General features: G+C 69.8%; 14 protein-coding genes. 1 reads left to right on the top strand and 13 read right to left on the bottom strand.

Going from position 1 to position 13,735, the window contains the following annotated elements; genetic code table 11:
- Positions 1-22: 22 nt before the first annotated feature.
- The 13 genes from ABZ717_RS14515 to ABZ717_RS14455 form a co-directional block, all read right to left on the bottom strand.
- Positions 23-1,168: a DegT/DnrJ/EryC1/StrS family aminotransferase gene (locus ABZ717_RS14515; protein WP_358509661.1), complete on the bottom strand. Its 1,146-nt coding sequence runs from the start codon at positions 1,166-1,168 to the stop codon at positions 23-25.
- A complete protein-coding gene (locus ABZ717_RS14510) occupies positions 1,165-2,370 on the bottom strand; it encodes a DegT/DnrJ/EryC1/StrS family aminotransferase (protein WP_358509658.1) in 1,206 nt (401 codons plus the stop codon). Before ABZ717_RS14510 ends, ABZ717_RS14515 begins: the two co-directional genes overlap by 4 nt.
- 74 nt (positions 2,371-2,444) lie before the next feature.
- Complete coding sequence (locus ABZ717_RS14505; RefSeq protein ID WP_358509655.1) at positions 2,445-2,975, bottom strand: EF-hand domain-containing protein; 531 nt, start codon at positions 2,973-2,975, stop codon at positions 2,445-2,447.
- A 154-nt stretch (positions 2,976-3,129) separates the two neighbouring features.
- A complete protein-coding gene (locus tag ABZ717_RS14500) occupies positions 3,130-3,600 on the bottom strand; it encodes a hypothetical protein (protein WP_358509652.1) in 471 nt (156 codons plus the stop codon).
- On the bottom strand, positions 3,597-4,517 hold the full coding sequence (locus ABZ717_RS14495; RefSeq protein WP_358509649.1) for a Gfo/Idh/MocA family oxidoreductase: 921 nt from the start codon (positions 4,515-4,517) through the stop codon (positions 3,597-3,599). Before ABZ717_RS14495 ends, ABZ717_RS14500 begins: the two co-directional genes overlap by 4 nt.
- Positions 4,514-5,650, bottom strand: coding sequence for an Ldh family oxidoreductase (locus ABZ717_RS14490; protein WP_358509646.1), 1,137 nt, complete (start codon positions 5,648-5,650; stop codon positions 4,514-4,516). Before ABZ717_RS14490 ends, ABZ717_RS14495 begins: the two co-directional genes overlap by 4 nt.
- Complete coding sequence (locus ABZ717_RS14485; protein WP_358509643.1) at positions 5,647-6,945, bottom strand: M20/M25/M40 family metallo-hydrolase; 1,299 nt, start codon at positions 6,943-6,945, stop codon at positions 5,647-5,649. The genes ABZ717_RS14490 and ABZ717_RS14485 overlap by 4 nt, the downstream gene beginning before the upstream one ends.
- A complete protein-coding gene (locus ABZ717_RS14480) occupies positions 6,942-7,820 on the bottom strand; it encodes a sugar phosphate isomerase/epimerase family protein (protein WP_358509640.1) in 879 nt (292 codons plus the stop codon). The genes ABZ717_RS14485 and ABZ717_RS14480 overlap by 4 nt, the downstream gene beginning before the upstream one ends.
- Entirely contained in the window at positions 7,804-8,832 is a 1,029-nt protein-coding gene (locus ABZ717_RS14475) for a Gfo/Idh/MocA family oxidoreductase (protein WP_358509637.1), read from the bottom strand. Before ABZ717_RS14475 ends, ABZ717_RS14480 begins: the two co-directional genes overlap by 17 nt.
- A 234-nt stretch (positions 8,833-9,066) precedes the next feature.
- A complete protein-coding gene (locus tag ABZ717_RS14470) occupies positions 9,067-9,375 on the bottom strand; it encodes a hypothetical protein (RefSeq protein WP_358509634.1) in 309 nt (102 codons plus the stop codon).
- 261 nt (positions 9,376-9,636) lie between these two features.
- A complete protein-coding gene (locus ABZ717_RS14465; RefSeq protein ID WP_358509631.1) occupies positions 9,637-10,506 on the bottom strand; it encodes a carbohydrate ABC transporter permease in 870 nt (289 codons plus the stop codon).
- Complete coding sequence (locus ABZ717_RS14460; RefSeq protein ID WP_358509628.1) at positions 10,503-11,486, bottom strand: sugar ABC transporter permease; 984 nt, start codon at positions 11,484-11,486, stop codon at positions 10,503-10,505. The genes ABZ717_RS14465 and ABZ717_RS14460 overlap by 4 nt, the downstream gene beginning before the upstream one ends.
- Positions 11,483-12,745, bottom strand: coding sequence for an ABC transporter substrate-binding protein (locus ABZ717_RS14455; RefSeq protein WP_358509625.1), 1,263 nt, complete (start codon positions 12,743-12,745; stop codon positions 11,483-11,485). Before ABZ717_RS14455 ends, ABZ717_RS14460 begins: the two co-directional genes overlap by 4 nt.
- Positions 12,746-13,213: 468 nt before the next feature.
- Between ABZ717_RS14455 and ABZ717_RS14450 the strand changes: the two genes are divergently transcribed.
- On the top strand, positions 13,214-13,735 hold the full coding sequence (locus tag ABZ717_RS14450; protein WP_358509622.1) for a hypothetical protein: 522 nt from the start codon (positions 13,214-13,216) through the stop codon (positions 13,733-13,735).

The raw sequence follows: 13,735 nt of genomic DNA, 5'->3' as shown, positions 1-13,735 counted from the left end.
CCTCCTGTGGGGGTGGGTCCCGTCAGCGGTTCCGCGTGTGGACGAACGACCGAACGGCCTCGACCACGTGTTCGACGCGGGCGTCGCTCAGGTGCGGGTACAGGGGCAGGGAGATGTTGCGGCGAGCCGCCTCCCGTGCCCGGGGCCAGGTTCCGTCGGGTCGGGCGTGGGGGGCGAAGGCCGGCTGTTCGGGCAGGATCCGCGGGTAGTAGACGTGGGCGGCGACCCCTTCGGCGGCCAGGTGGTCGCGCAGTCCCTCACGGTCCTCGCACAGAAGCGTGTAGACGTAGGGGAATCGGCCGTCCCCGCCCACGGGCGGCGCGACGATCCCGGCGTCGGCCAGGTCGGCCAGGCGTTCGGAGTAGTACGAACAGATCGCGGTGCGGCGGTCGATCCGTTCGGTGAGGCCCGCCAGGCGGTGCTGCTGGAAGGCGGCCATCACCTCGTCGAAGCGACTGTTGTGGCCGACGTGGTGGTGCAGGAAGCGGTTGCGGCCGTCCTGACCGTGGTTGCGCGACATACGCACCCGTTCGGCGAGGTCGGTGTCGTCGGTGAGGACCACGCCGCCCTCACCCGGCATCCCGAAGACCTTGACCTGAACGAAGGAGTACACACCGGCGTCGCCCCACCGGCCGGCCGGACGGCCCGCGAGCACGCCTCCCTGGGCGAGCGCGGAGTCCTCCACGAGCCGTACCCCGACCTTGGTGGCCAGAGCGCGCAGACGCGGCATGTCGGCCATGACGGAGAACATGTGCGCGGGCATCAACGCCCGCGTCCGGTCGGTGACCAGGGCCTCCGCGTGCTCGGGGTCCATGGTCAGCGTGCGGGGGTCGATGTCGGCGAACACGGGGGTCGCGCCCTGGGACAGGACCGTGCTCGCCAGCGGCGCGCACCCGAAGGCGGGCACGACGACCTCGTCACCGGGCCCGATGCCCATGGCGGAGAGGATCAGGGTGAGGGCGGAGGTGCCGCTGGAGCAGGCCACGACGTCGGAGGCCCCCAGGCGGGCGCGCAGCGCGTCCTCGAACCGCGCGGTGCGCCGACCCAGGATGAACTTCTGCTCGGGGTCGGTACCGACCTCATGCAGCGCCCCCAGCAGGGCTTCGCGATCGGCTTCGAACAGGTCGGCCGGAAAGAAGGGGATGGTCTGTTCGGCGGTGACGGTCATCGCGTCCTCCCGGTGAGGAAGTGTTCGATCTCGTCGCAGACCCGGTCGACGTGGTCCCCGGTCAGGTCGGCGTACAGCGGTAGCGCCACGGCCGACCCGCACACCGACTCGGCACGGGGCAGGTCGCCGGGCCGGTATCCCAGATCGTCGAAGCACGGCTGCAGGTGCAGCGGGCGCGGGTAGTAGACCTCGGTGTCGATGCCCGCGGCCGTCAGGTGGGCGACGAGGCCGTCGCGGTCCTCCACCTCGATCAGGTACACGTAGACCACGCGTTCCTCGCCGGGGCGGGAGGGGGTGTCGCCGGGGACGGCCCGCACCCCCGGCAGTTCGCGCAACCGGTCGTCGTAGCGGCGCGAGAGCGCGGCGCGGTGGGCGATGTCCACGTCCAGGCGGGCGAGTTTGGCCAGCAGCACGGCGGCCTGGATGTCGTCCATCTTGCTGTTGCCGCCGGTGACGACCGTCGGGTTGGAGATCCCCGGGAACGCCGCCAGGGTGCGCCCGGACCGGCCGTGGTGGCGCAGCATCCGAGCGGTCTCGGCGATGGTGTCGTCGTCGGTGAGCAGCGCACCGGCGTCGCCGATGGCCCCCAGTGTCTTGGTGGGGAAGAAGGAGAGCACACCGCCGGCGCCGAGCAGGCCGGCGTGTACGTCGTTCGCGCGCATACCGATGGCCTCGGCGCTGTCCTCCACCACGGTGAGCCCGTGGGCGCGGGCGACGCGGCCCACACCGTCCATGTCGGCGAGACGGTCGAAGAGGTGGACGGGCATGACCATGCGGGTGCGCTCGGTGATGGCGGCCTCGACGGAGTCGGGGTCGATGCCGTAGCCGTGCTCCTCGATGTCGGCGAAGACGGGGACGCCACCGGCGTGCACCACGGCGGTGGCGGTGGCGACGAACGTGTAGGCGGGGACGATCACCTCATCGCCGGGGCTCAGCCCGGCGGCGCGCAGCAACAGCACGAGGGCGTCGGTTCCGGAGTTGACGCCGACGACGTGTCGGGCGCCGGTGAAATCCTCCAGGGCGCGCTCGAATTCGGCGACCATGGCGCCGTGGGAGAATTTACCGTCGTCCATGACGCGGACACAGTGGTGTTCGATCTCCGGCCACAGTCTTCGAAAGGACTCGGACTGGTCGAAGAAGGGCACACCCGTGTGCTCCCCGCCCCTTTCTCTGGGGGCCGGGGAGGAGAATGTCGTCTTCATGTCATTTTTCCTTGGGGCGGAGTCCGGCCGCGCGGGACGCGGCCGGACCGAAGGGGGTCGACGCCGCGGGGGTGTCAGACTCCCAGGAGGGGGATGTCGTTCTTGCCGAGGTGGTAGTCGCGGACCGCGGCGACCAGCTCGGTGACCGTGAGGGTTCCGTCACCGTCGGTGTCGATCTCACGGAAGGCCTCGTCGGACTGCTCCGGGGTCAGGCCGATGGCGGAGAACCACCGCTGCATCTCCACCGGGCTGATCTCGCCGTCACCGTCGGTGTCGATGATGGTCGTGATCGCCTGGATGGTCGGCTGCAGGACCTCGGAGAAGCCGGCGTCGCCCCTGCTGACGATCTCGCTCTCGGCGGCCCGGATGAAGTCCTCCTTGGACATCTCCTCGGTACCCGCGGCCTGCGCGAGACGGTCGAACAGGCCCTGGTAGGCGGCCCGGAGGGCGGCGGCACCGGGCGCGGAGGCGTCGACGCCGAAGCGCTCGATGATGCCCTCGAACTCCTGCTCGAAGTCCGAGCGCTCGATCACGCCGTTGCTGTTGTGGTCCCAGAGACGGAAGCGCTCTTCGAGACGGTCGTTGGCCTTGACGGCAGTCGTCATCTGTTCTCCTTCAATAATGAATGCGAGAAAACAAGGAGCTCCCCGGGCGGGGAATATAAAGGCGATTCTTGAATCGCCCCCTCGACTCGAAGCCTACCAATATCGAGCGCCCGACAATGACCCCACAGGGAAAACCACCGAGACTACTCTAATTTTATATCGGACATTCTCCGACATTGTTTATGTATGGTGTGGAGAAAAGTTCGGCGACGATGTCCGCGCTCCCCTGCCGGAACACCACGGGCTCGTTCGGGCACAACCCCAGGTCGCCTCCGGTGGGCATCGGGGAGGCGTGGATCAGCACGTTGTAGTGGTTGGGCGTGTGGCAGGCGTCGAACCCCAGCACCACCCCCACCCGGCGCGGGCCGATCCACACCTGGTCCCCTCGATCCACGACCCCGGCCGCGGTGATCTCGGCGAACCCCAGGAAACCGACCCGGTCGATCCGGGTTCCCTCGGCGGTCTCGGTGTGCTCGGTGGCGACCAGTTCGTGGACCTCGCCCGCGCGCAGGCACCGGCTCGCGAACGGCTCCAACCGCATCCCCCGTTCGGTCCTGCGATGCCTCAGCACCTTGACCAGGGTCGCGGCCACCTCCCGTTTGGCCCCGTCCTCGTGCGGATTCACCGCCCCACCCGCTCTCCGTCGGCCGCCGCGAGGTAGGTCTGGCCCACCAACCGCAACGCGGACGTCCCGCCCCCGTCCTCGACCCGGCCCTGACGGACCCGTCGGGCGAAATCGGCGGCCACGCCCTCGTACTCGTGCCACAGCGACTCCTTGAAGGCCGGTCGGTCGGCCAGCATGTCCGCCGTCAGTTCACGACCGTCGGCCGTGCGCACCCGAACGTCCTTGCGCTCCCCCGGGTGGGACCAGTCCAGGACCACCCGGGCCCGGCCCGTGCCACCGGTCAACGTGATCTCCGCCCACCGGTCCACACCCGCCTCATCGCACACCACCCGCGCCCCGGACACCTGGGTCCGACCCAGCAGCGTTTCCACCAGGTCGAAGGCGTTGGGGCCGTTGTCGGCCACGCATCCGCCCCCGCACCGTGCCGGGTCCAGGTACCAGGTGTCCCGTCCCGCGTGTTCCTCGATCCGTTCCAGGTAGCGCACGGTCACCTCCGTCACCGTGCTGTCCGCGACCTGTTCCCGCAACGCCTCGAACTCGGAGTTGTACCGGCGGTGGAAGGCCGTGAACAGGGGCACCCCCCGGTCCCGGGCCAGGACGCTCAACGCCTCCCCCTCCGCCAGGTCCAGGGCCAGCGGTTTCTCCACGCACACGGCGGTCCCGGCCGTGATGGCGTCCGCGCAGATCCGGGCGTGCGCGTCGTTGGGGGCGGTGACCACGACCGCGTCCAGGTCCGCCTCCGCCAGCATCCGGGCGTGGTCGGTGTAGCCGGTCGCGCCGGGTGGGGGCGCGGCGACCTCGTTCGGGTCCAGGTCGCACACCGCCACCAGGTCCCAGTCCGGGGAGGTGGCCAGCGCCCTCAGGTGGAAGCGGGAGATGACCCCCAGGCCGACCACTCCCACGCGCAACGTCCTCATCGCTCCTCCTCCAGGGTCGCGGGGGCTCGGATCTTGGCCAGGCGGGCCGTCTCCACCAGTTCCTCGTACAGGTCGACGTGCAGTGGCACGCCCCGTACACGGCGCTCGGCCGCCAGGTGGTACTCGTGCCAGCCGGGGTAGCGCACGGGGTGGTCGGGGTCGACGGGCTCGCAGTCCGTCAGGACCCCGAACAGTTCCTCGGCGTCGGTGCGGGCGCCCTCGCGCAAGGCGTCGGGGGCGATGGCCAACATCAGGAAGCCGATGTCGTCATCTCGCCCGTGGGGCCCGCCGTCCCCCGTCAGGGCGTCCGGGTGGGGTCCCCGGCCGGAGCCGGAGACCACGGCGGAGAGCACCTCCACCAGCACACCGAGCCCGAACCCCTTGAACCGACCCACCTCGCCACCGAGCCACATCAGGTGCGCCAGGCCGGCGTCGAAGGCGGCCGGATCGGTGACCGGTGCGCCCCGGTCGTCGCGCAACAACCCCTCCGGAATCGACCGCCCCTCCCGGGCCGCCTGCCGGATCCGCCCGGTGGGCGCGGCCGTGGTGCTCATGTCCAGCAGGAACGGGGGGAGCGAACCGGCCGGTGCCGCCGCGCTGAGCGGGTTGGTGCCCAGGACCGCCACGGTGCCACCGGGTGGTCGGGCGATGCGCTGACCACCGCAGTTACTCGTCACCACGCCGATCATGCCGCGTTCGACCGCGCGCAGCGCGTGGTGTCCGGCGCAGCCCAGGTGGGTGGCGTCGCGCACCGCCACCAGCCCGACCCCGTGGCGTTCGGCCCGCTCCGCGGCCAGGTCCATCGCCTCCGAGGCCGCCCACAGCCCGAGGGCGCGGCGGGCGTCGATCAGCACGGCCGCGCCCAGGTCGGTGATGACCCGGGGCTCGGCGTCGGGGTCGGCCCGCCCCTCGTCGAGCAGGGGCAGGTAGAGACGGGCCAGGTTGGCCACGCCGTGGGAGTCCATCCCGGTCAGGTCACCGTGGCACAGGGCGCGGGCCGCCTCGCGCGCACGGGCTCGGGGTAGGCCCCGGCCCACGAGGATCTCCGTGAGGAAGTCCAGCAGGGCGTCGTGGTCGACCAGGACCCTCTCTCGTGTCGGGGAGGGTTCCGGTGGTGCGGGCAGTGTGGTCACGGTCCTCCGTAGGTCTCGTCCGGCTCGCCGGCCTCGTCGGTGAAGGCGGCGAGGATGCGGGCCACCGTGTCGGCGAACCCGTCGAGGTCGCTCAGGTGGGCGCGCTCGTCGTCCCCGTGGGCCCCGTCCGCGGCCAGGTCTCCCGGTCCCAGCACGACCGTGCAGGTGCCGGCGATCCCCGCCATCCAGATGGCGTCACAGGTGAAGGCGGCCTCGTCGGCGGGCCAGGTGGGCACGCCGATCCCCCGCAACAGGTCGTGGCCCCATCGATCGTGGTCGTCCAGGACCGGCAGGCCCCGCTTGGGCCAGGTCAGTCGGGTGATGCGCGGGGCGTCCGCCGCAGTGCGGGCGAACAGGGTTCCGTCGCCGAAGAGGTCGGTGAACTCCTTCAGGGCCATCTCGAACGCGTCGGTGACCGCCGCCTCCAGGGCTCGACCGGCCTCGGGTTCGGCGTAGGACAGATTGAGCAGCAGGTCACCCGTGCCGTAGACACGGTTGTGCAGGTCCCCGGTGCGCAGGCCCGCCACGCACACCGCCCCGTCGTGGGCGCGCCCGTCCAGGGATCGGCCCATGCTCTGGGCGATGAAGCCCAACAGGACCGAGGCGTTGTGCCCGGTGTGGGGGCGATCGTCGATGGCGTCGTCGCCGCGTACGGACACCCGTGCGGTCATCGACGCCGTCGAGCGGGTGAGGAAGCGCCCGGACGTGGGTTCGCAGAACACGTTGAGGCGGCCCACGTGGCCGCGTTCCACCAGCGGTCGGGTGCCCAGCACACCCATGGCACCGCCCTCCTCGCCCGCGACCGCCTGGATGATCACCGCGCTGTCCCGCCCCAGGGCGGCCGAACGTTCCCCGGCCGCGCGCACCCCGGCCAGCAGCGCCACGGCGGGGCCCTTGGCGTCGATGGCGCCCCGGCCGTGGAAGACCTCGCCGTCGAAGTGGGCCGGGGGCCCGCCCGCGACGGTGTCCAGGTGCACGTTGAACATCACGGTGCGCTCGGGTGGGACGGTGTCGGGACCCAATCGCAGGACCAGGCTGGGCTGGCAGGTCAGGAAGTCGGGGTCCGCCGCGGCCTCGCGTACCGTTTCGGGCACACCGGGGACGCTCAGGTCGGTGTGGTCGGCGGGGGCGTGACGCACCACGCGGAAACCGATCCGCGCCGCGGCCTCGGCGTAGTCGTGCTGGGCCCGCCACAGCCGGGGAGGCGGGCCGGTGGCGCCGACCTCCAGTGGGCCCGCGGTGGGGGTGGTCAACAAGCGCAGCAGGAGGGAGTGGTCCCGGTCGGTCAGCGTCATCGGATCACCTCCCCGCGCCAGACCCGGTCCACCAACTTCTCCAGGGTCCGTCCGTACTCGACGAACGCGGCCTCCTCCCCGCGACCGGGATCGATGCCCTGGGCTCCCAGGTGGGGGCGCAGACGCAGGTGGGGTTCGATGGAAAGGGCGCCCCGGTAGCCGTGGCCGGCCAGGATCGCCAGGCATTCCTCCACCCCGGCCTCGCCCTCCCCGGGCGCCACGTAGGCGGTTTCGCCGTCGGGAGCGGCGATGGCGTCCTTGACGTGGACGTGGGTCACGTACTCCACGAGCGGGCGCAGCATCGCGGCCGCGTCGTAGCCGTGGGCGACCCCGTTACCGGTGTCGAACAGGATCCGTAGCGCCGGGCTGTCGACGTGGGAGATCAGGTCCAGGGCACGGTCGGCGTCCTCTCCGGCCCAACCGGCGCAGTTCTCGTGTGCCAGGACCAGTCCCGCGTCCTCGGCGCGGCGGACCAGTTCACGTACCCGGGTACGCACCTCGCGGCGCCACTCGGGTTCGTTCGACCCGCCGGAGGGATAGGACATGATCCGCACCGTGCGCGTCCCCAGGACCGCGCAGCGTCGGGCCAGTACGTCGAGTTCGGCCACGTCCAGCGCGAAGTCACCGGTGATGGGACGCGACCAGTCACCGATCTTGGCGGCGACGGCGACGACCTCCACACCGGCCGCCCGGATGCGTTCGGCCGCCGACGCGAAGTCGGCCTCGGACAACGAGGCGAGGGGGACGCGGTCCAGGGTGCGCAGCTCCAACAGGTCCCATTCGAGCTCGCGCACGGCGGTGAGCTGACTCGATAGTCCGGGGGCGGCCTCGTCACCGATTCCGGCCAGGCGAGGTCGTTCAGGCGCCGACGACATCGGCCACCTCCCATCGTGTGGTGTGCGGGGAGTACGGCTGGAGGGAACAGCGGTTCTTGGCCTCGGAGAGCAGTCGGACCGCCTCCACGTGGACGGGTAGTTCGCCCGGTTCCCGTCGATGCCGGGAGTAGCGGGCGTAACAGGAGTGCAGGAGTTCGGGCAGGGCGTCGTCGACGAAGATCGAACGGACCGGTTCCCGGCCGGGCACCGCCACCATCAGTTGCGCGGTGTGGTCGGCCTCGCTGCACGGGTAGTGGCCGGTCAGGACGGCTTCGTCGAACTCCAGCACGATGCGCCGCTCGCGCAGGGGCGCGGTCAGGTCGGATTCGATGCGGGTGCGCACACCTGTGTGGTGCAGCAGGTCCAGCCGCGCCCCGCCCAGGCCGGGCAGCCGGGTGCGGCCCAGGACCATGTCGTCCAGTTCGGCGGCGACCACGTCCGCCCCGCCCGCCAGGGTGACGGCCATGGCCAGGGCGTGGGGCACCTCGATGTCGAAGGCGGTGGGGTGGGCGGGGGATTCCAGGGTCCGACTGAACCGGGGTTTGTGCTGGAACACCGTGATGGCGCGCAGGGCTCCGAAGTCGTGGGAGCGGCGGACCGCCATGAGACGGGCGCTCAGGGTGCTGGCCGACCAAGGGGTGGTGACGGTCAGGTCCAGGTCCCAACGGCGGCGCAGCCGGGCGATCGCGGCCAGTTCCACCAGGTCCGGGGCCAGGGGTTTCTCCACGATGATCCGGCGGTAGCCGAGTCGGGCCAGTCGCTCCAGTGTCCGGGCCCGCAGCCGGGGCGGGGTGCACAGGTGGACCACGGTGTCCCGTGGTGGTCGATGACGGGCCGCGTCGTCCAGGCGGGAGAACGGGAGGATGCCGTCGACCTCGGCGGCGTGCGGGTCGTGACCCATGACCGGCCCGGGTGCGAACAGGGCGGGGGCCGCCGCCCGCACCTTGGCGAGCGACGGCGCGTGCAGTCCTCGTCCCGCTCTCCCCAGACCCACGATGAGGGTGTGCAGCATGAAGGGAGGGCACCTTTCCGTTCTCCGTTCCCGTAGGCCCGCGTCCTTTTCTGGACGAACGGAACCATCGAACGAGGAGCCAGTTTGGTGCACTGCGGGAAAGGGCGTCAATTCCGAGAACGGACCCTCATGTCCCGAACCCGGAGGAGCCCATACCCAATCGGCCGAGAACAAAGGGACAAAGGACGCTATGGACTCATAGTGCGTTCCATCCCTTTTCTTCGGTTTCGAAGGTCACGCCACCAAGAAGCTGAACAGTCCGCTGGGCGGCGCGTGCCATCCACGGTCCGGCTCCACGGTCACCCCGGGCCCGCCGCACCGGGGTCCGGCGTGCAGGCTCACGTCCGTGTCGGTCAGGTTGACCAGGACGTGCGCGGTGGCGGGGAGGCGCACGCAGTCACCCGACGCGGGTTCGGCGTAGCGCACCAGGTCCTCGAACTCGGTGGTGAAGACCACGACCTCACCGGTGGCGGCGTGAGCCGGCGCCGCACCCAGAACGAGACTCCCCAGAACCAGCGCGGCCATGGCGGAAGGAATCCTCATTCCACCTTCCTTTCGCATTTCGTGCACGTTTCACGGAAACGATCCCCTCCCTCACGCGCGACACGGAGGATGATCAGGAAGATCTTCTCCGAAGCAGGGGTCCCGCGCAAGACCGATACTCGAACGGACGGTTTCGGTCCACCGATCAGCGACGAATAAAACCACAATGGCACGAACACGGGAATTCACATTCCCCTTTTTTCCACCGAAAAGGACAACGGGCGTCGCCTCCCGTGATCGGAGACGACGCCCGTGCGTGGATCAGCCCTTGAGCGCCCCGGCCATCAGACCGCGCATGAAGTAGCGGCCTAGGACCAGGTAGACGATCAACGTCGGCAGCGACGCCAGGACCGCCGCCGCCATCTGTTGGTTGTAGGGCACCACCATCGACCCGGCCACGTTGTTCAGCTGCACCGTCACCGGCCAGCTGTTGGGACCGGTGAGGAAGACCGCGAACAGGAAGTCGTTCCAGGCGGAGGTGAACTGCCAGATCAGCGTGACCGCGAAGGCCGGCGCCGACACCGGCAGCACCACCGACGCGTAGGTGCGCAACATGCCCGCGCCGTCCACCCTGGCCGCCTCGATGAGCGTCTGGGGGATGCTCGCGTAGTAGTTGCGGAAGATGAGCGTGCAGATCGGGATGCCGTAGACGGTGTGCGCCAGGATCAGCGGTAGCACCCCGCCCATGAGGTTCGCGCTCACCAACATCTGTTGGAGCGGGATCATCACCGCCTGGTAGGGGATGAACATCCCGAACAGGAACAGCGTGAACACCGTGTCCGCGCCGGGGAACCGCCAGCGCGCCATGACGAACCCGTTCATGGAGCCCAACACCGCCGAGATGGCGGCGCTGGGCACCGCCACCAGGACGCTGTTGTACATCCCCGGGGCCAGGGCCTCCCAGGCCGTGGCCCATCCCTCGACGCTCCAGACCTGCGGCAGCGACCAGGCCCGGGCCGCGGTGGCCTCCTCGAAGGGTTTGAACCCGGTCACCAGCAGTACGTACATCGGCAGCAGGAACAGCACCGCCAGGGCGAACAGGACGGTGAACTTGACCGCCTGTCCGCGCCGCGTGGTGCCGGCGACCCCGCCTCCGGGCGCGATCACCCGTTCGGGTGCGCTCTGGGTCATCGGCCCTCGCTCCGTTCCTTGCGCACGGTCCACACCAGGTAGGGGATGACGAACACCGCCACCGCGAACAACAGGTAGGAGGCGATGGTGGCTCCCTTGGCCGGGTCACGGACCTCGAAGACCATCGCCCACATGTACACGGCCGGGACGTCGGCGATGATCTGTTGCCCGGCGATCGCGATGATCAGGTCGAACACCTTCAACGACATGTGGCCCAGGATGATGATCGCGCTGAGCAGGACCGGCCGCAGTTGGGGCATGACCACGTGCCGGTACACGCCCCATTCGGAACATCCGTCGACGCGGGCCGCCTCGCGCAGGTCCTCGGGAACACCGCGGAAGCCGGCCAGGAACAACGCCATGATGTACCCGGCCAACTGCCAGATCGCGGGCAGCGCCATGGCCGCCATGCCCAGGTCCGGCGCGGTCCACCAGTCGTTGACCAGGAAGTCCAGGTTGAAGTGGACGAACAGCGCGTTGAGCCCGGTGGCGCGTTCGGCGGGCGCGGGGTTCATCAGCCAGCGCCACACCACACCGGTGGCGATGAAGGAAACCGCCATCGGTGCCAGGAACAGGGTGCGAAAGACCGCCTCGCCGCGGATGCCCTTGTCCAGGAGCAGCCCCAGGAGCCAGCCCATGAACAGCGCGCCGCCGACGAAGACCACGGTGAAGACGATCGCGTTGCCCACGGCCGCCGGCCAACGGGCCTCCTGCCACAGGGCCACGAAGTTGACGAGACCGACGAACTCCCCGTCCTGGATCGGCGCGTGCTTGTCGCTGAGCGCCAACCGGGTGTTCCACCCGATCATGCCGTAGACGAACACCCCGATGAGCAGGATCGACGGGGAGACCAGCAGGAGTCCGGGCAGCCAGGTGCGGGCACGGGTCAACGCCCGACGGACCCTGCTCGGGCGCGCGGGCGCGGTGGTGCGCCCGGGGTCGCGCGGTGCGACCCCGGGCGGGTTGTTCGAGTTGCTCATTCGGACTGCGCGGCCTCGTTCAGTGCGGCGTTGAACGCCTCGGTGTCACCGTCGCCGAGGTACAGGCCGACGGCGGTGTCGATGTCGTTCTTCCAGCGATTGCCGACGGTCACGCCGTGCCAGAAGGAGCCCGCGAGTTCGGGGCCGGACTGCCATTCCTCCAGCGCCGACTCCAGGTAGGGGCTGTCGGCGTAGCGGGCCGGGTCGGCGTCCTCGCGTGCGGGGATCGAACCCTTGAGCGGGTTGAAGGTGTCCTGGCCCTCCTGGCTCGCGACCAGTTCCAGCCAGGTCATCGCCGCTTCCTCGTTGGGCGCCCCCACCGGCAGGGTGAAGCTGTCGGAGAGCCACATGTAGGTGCCGTCGGTGCCCGGGGACGCGGCCCAGTCGTAGTCCTCGCCGGGGAGCGCTCCCAATTCGTCGAAGTAACCGGCGGCCCAGTCCCCCATGATGTTGAAGGCGGCCTCGCCGTCGGAGACGCGACGCGCCGCCTCCTGCCAGTCCTCGGCCGCCGACTCCTCCTGGGTGTACTCCATGATCTCCTCGAAGGTGCCCAGGGCGTCGGCGACCTCGGGGGTGTCCCAGGAGGCGCCGGGTTCCCACAGCGCGTTGTAGCCCTCGGGGCCCAGCGAGGCCAGCAGCACCGACTCCAGCAGATGGGAGACGGTCCACTGCGCGCCCACCGCCATGGGGATGACGTCGGTCTCCTCCGAGACCGCCTCCAGCGCTTCGAGGAGTTCGTCCAGGGTCTCGGGCGGGGCGTCCACCCCGGCCTCCTCCAGCACCCCGGGGTTGAACCACATGACGTTGGAGCGATGGATGTTCACCGGCACCGAGTAGACGGACCCGTCGTAGGTGATCTGTTCGACGAGCTGGTCTGGAAGCGCGTCGTGCAGCCCCTGTTCGTCGAAGAAGTCGTCCATCGGGGCCAGGTATCCGGCCTCGATGTAGTCCTGGAGTTCGGCTCCGGCGTGTCCTTGGAAGGAGTCCGGCGGGTCCTGGCTCTGCAGGCGCCCCTCCAGGACCGCCTGGGCGTTGGTGCCCGAACCACCGGCCACCGCCGCGTTGACGAACTCGACGTCGGGGTTGTCCTCCTCGAACTGCTCGATGAGGGCGTTCAGGCCCGCCTCTTCGCCGCCGCCGGTCCACCAGGAGAACACTTCGACCTGGGCACCGCCGCCATCACCGCCGTCGCCACACGCCGAAGCCATGAGCACCAGACCCAGTGCCCCCGCCGCGACCGACCACCCTCGTGCACGCATGAGTTGTCCTCTCGTAGAGGCGGGCCGTCCCACGACCGCTTCCCGCCCCTCGTGTCCCACATCACAGAAGTTGACTGCGGTGCCATCTTTCGCATCCAGGTCGATCAGGGTCAAGAGGCGGACGAATCCGAATCCGAGGCGTGACCTGACAGGAGACTCGATCACCGAGACAAAACTTCACGCGACCTTTCGATAACGCTCCGATCGACCGGATCAGAACATCGGACCACTCAGTCCGAATTATTGGACATTCGACCCACAAAATACCGAATATCCTTTTCTCGTTCACGTCTTCCCCGGGCACACGGAAGGGCATGGCCGGGAAGGTCTCCGGAAGACACGCCGAAGCCGACCCCACATCACGAACGGCACCCAGGCCCACCCTGACCTGTGCTCTCCCTCGCGAGGGCGGCACCGCGCGCCGGAACCGGCCCACCTCGGGGGCACGAACCTTGGCACAATCGCGGCATGTCCGCCATCGACAGAGCCACCACACCACGACTGGCCGCCCTGCCGCTGACCGCCCTGCTGCTGACCTCGTGCGGCGCCGACGGCGGTGCCGTGGGGGCCGTGGCCACCGGCCACTTCTCCGCCCGCCACCACTTCCCCGTCATCCTGATCGATTGGTGCGGGGAGAGCCCTCCCGCGCGCATCGACCTGTCCTCGGAGGATCACCGGTGGCGGCTGACCGCCAACGAGGAGTTCTCGGAGAGCCCGGTGGAGGTGGACCTGTCCGCCCCCGGCGAGGCCTGGGACATCACCGACGAATCAGGGGCTCCCGCCTACCGGGTCGTCCCCGAGGGCGCGGACACCGAGTACACCTTGGGCGTGACCTCGGCGAAGGGGGCGGAGGACGACCGGGAGAACGACATCGCGTCCCTGCGCTTCGACACCGACACCCTGGCCGCCGAGGACGGGGTGCTCCTGGGCACCCACGAAAGCGACGAGGGAACCGTCATCAGCCCCGACGACTTTCCACCGGAGTGCTGA

The organism is Nocardiopsis sp. NPDC006832, from assembly GCF_040635885.1.
Lineage (GTDB): Bacteria > Actinomycetota > Actinomycetes > Streptosporangiales > Streptosporangiaceae > Nocardiopsis.
The sequence above is the reverse complement of the archived record's forward strand: the minus strand, read 5'-3'. Positions and strand labels throughout refer to the sequence as shown.

Coding starts and splice junctions, on each gene's coding strand:
- ABZ717_RS14510 (WP_358509658.1), bottom strand. CDS start 2,370: ATGAAGACGACATTCTCCTCCCCGGCCCCCAGAGAAAGGGGCGGGGAG.
- ABZ717_RS14515 (WP_358509661.1), bottom strand. CDS start 1,168: ATGACCGTCACCGCCGAACAGACCATCCCCTTCTTTCCGGCCGACCTG.
- ABZ717_RS14495 (WP_358509649.1), bottom strand. CDS start 4,517: ATGAGGACGTTGCGCGTGGGAGTGGTCGGCCTGGGGGTCATCTCCCGC.
- ABZ717_RS14450 (WP_358509622.1), top strand. CDS start 13,214: ATGTCCGCCATCGACAGAGCCACCACACCACGACTGGCCGCCCTGCCG.
- ABZ717_RS14480 (WP_358509640.1), bottom strand. CDS start 7,820: ATGTCGTCGGCGCCTGAACGACCTCGCCTGGCCGGAATCGGTGACGAG.
- ABZ717_RS14465 (WP_358509631.1), bottom strand. CDS start 10,506: ATGACCCAGAGCGCACCCGAACGGGTGATCGCGCCCGGAGGCGGGGTC.
- ABZ717_RS14460 (WP_358509628.1), bottom strand. CDS start 11,486: ATGAGCAACTCGAACAACCCGCCCGGGGTCGCACCGCGCGACCCCGGG.
- ABZ717_RS14470 (WP_358509634.1), bottom strand. CDS start 9,375: ATGAGGATTCCTTCCGCCATGGCCGCGCTGGTTCTGGGGAGTCTCGTT.
- ABZ717_RS14455 (WP_358509625.1), bottom strand. CDS start 12,745: ATGCGTGCACGAGGGTGGTCGGTCGCGGCGGGGGCACTGGGTCTGGTG.
- ABZ717_RS14505 (WP_358509655.1), bottom strand. CDS start 2,975: ATGACGACTGCCGTCAAGGCCAACGACCGTCTCGAAGAGCGCTTCCGT.
- ABZ717_RS14475 (WP_358509637.1), bottom strand. CDS start 8,832: ATGCTGCACACCCTCATCGTGGGTCTGGGGAGAGCGGGACGAGGACTG.
- ABZ717_RS14485 (WP_358509643.1), bottom strand. CDS start 6,945: ATGACGCTGACCGACCGGGACCACTCCCTCCTGCTGCGCTTGTTGACC.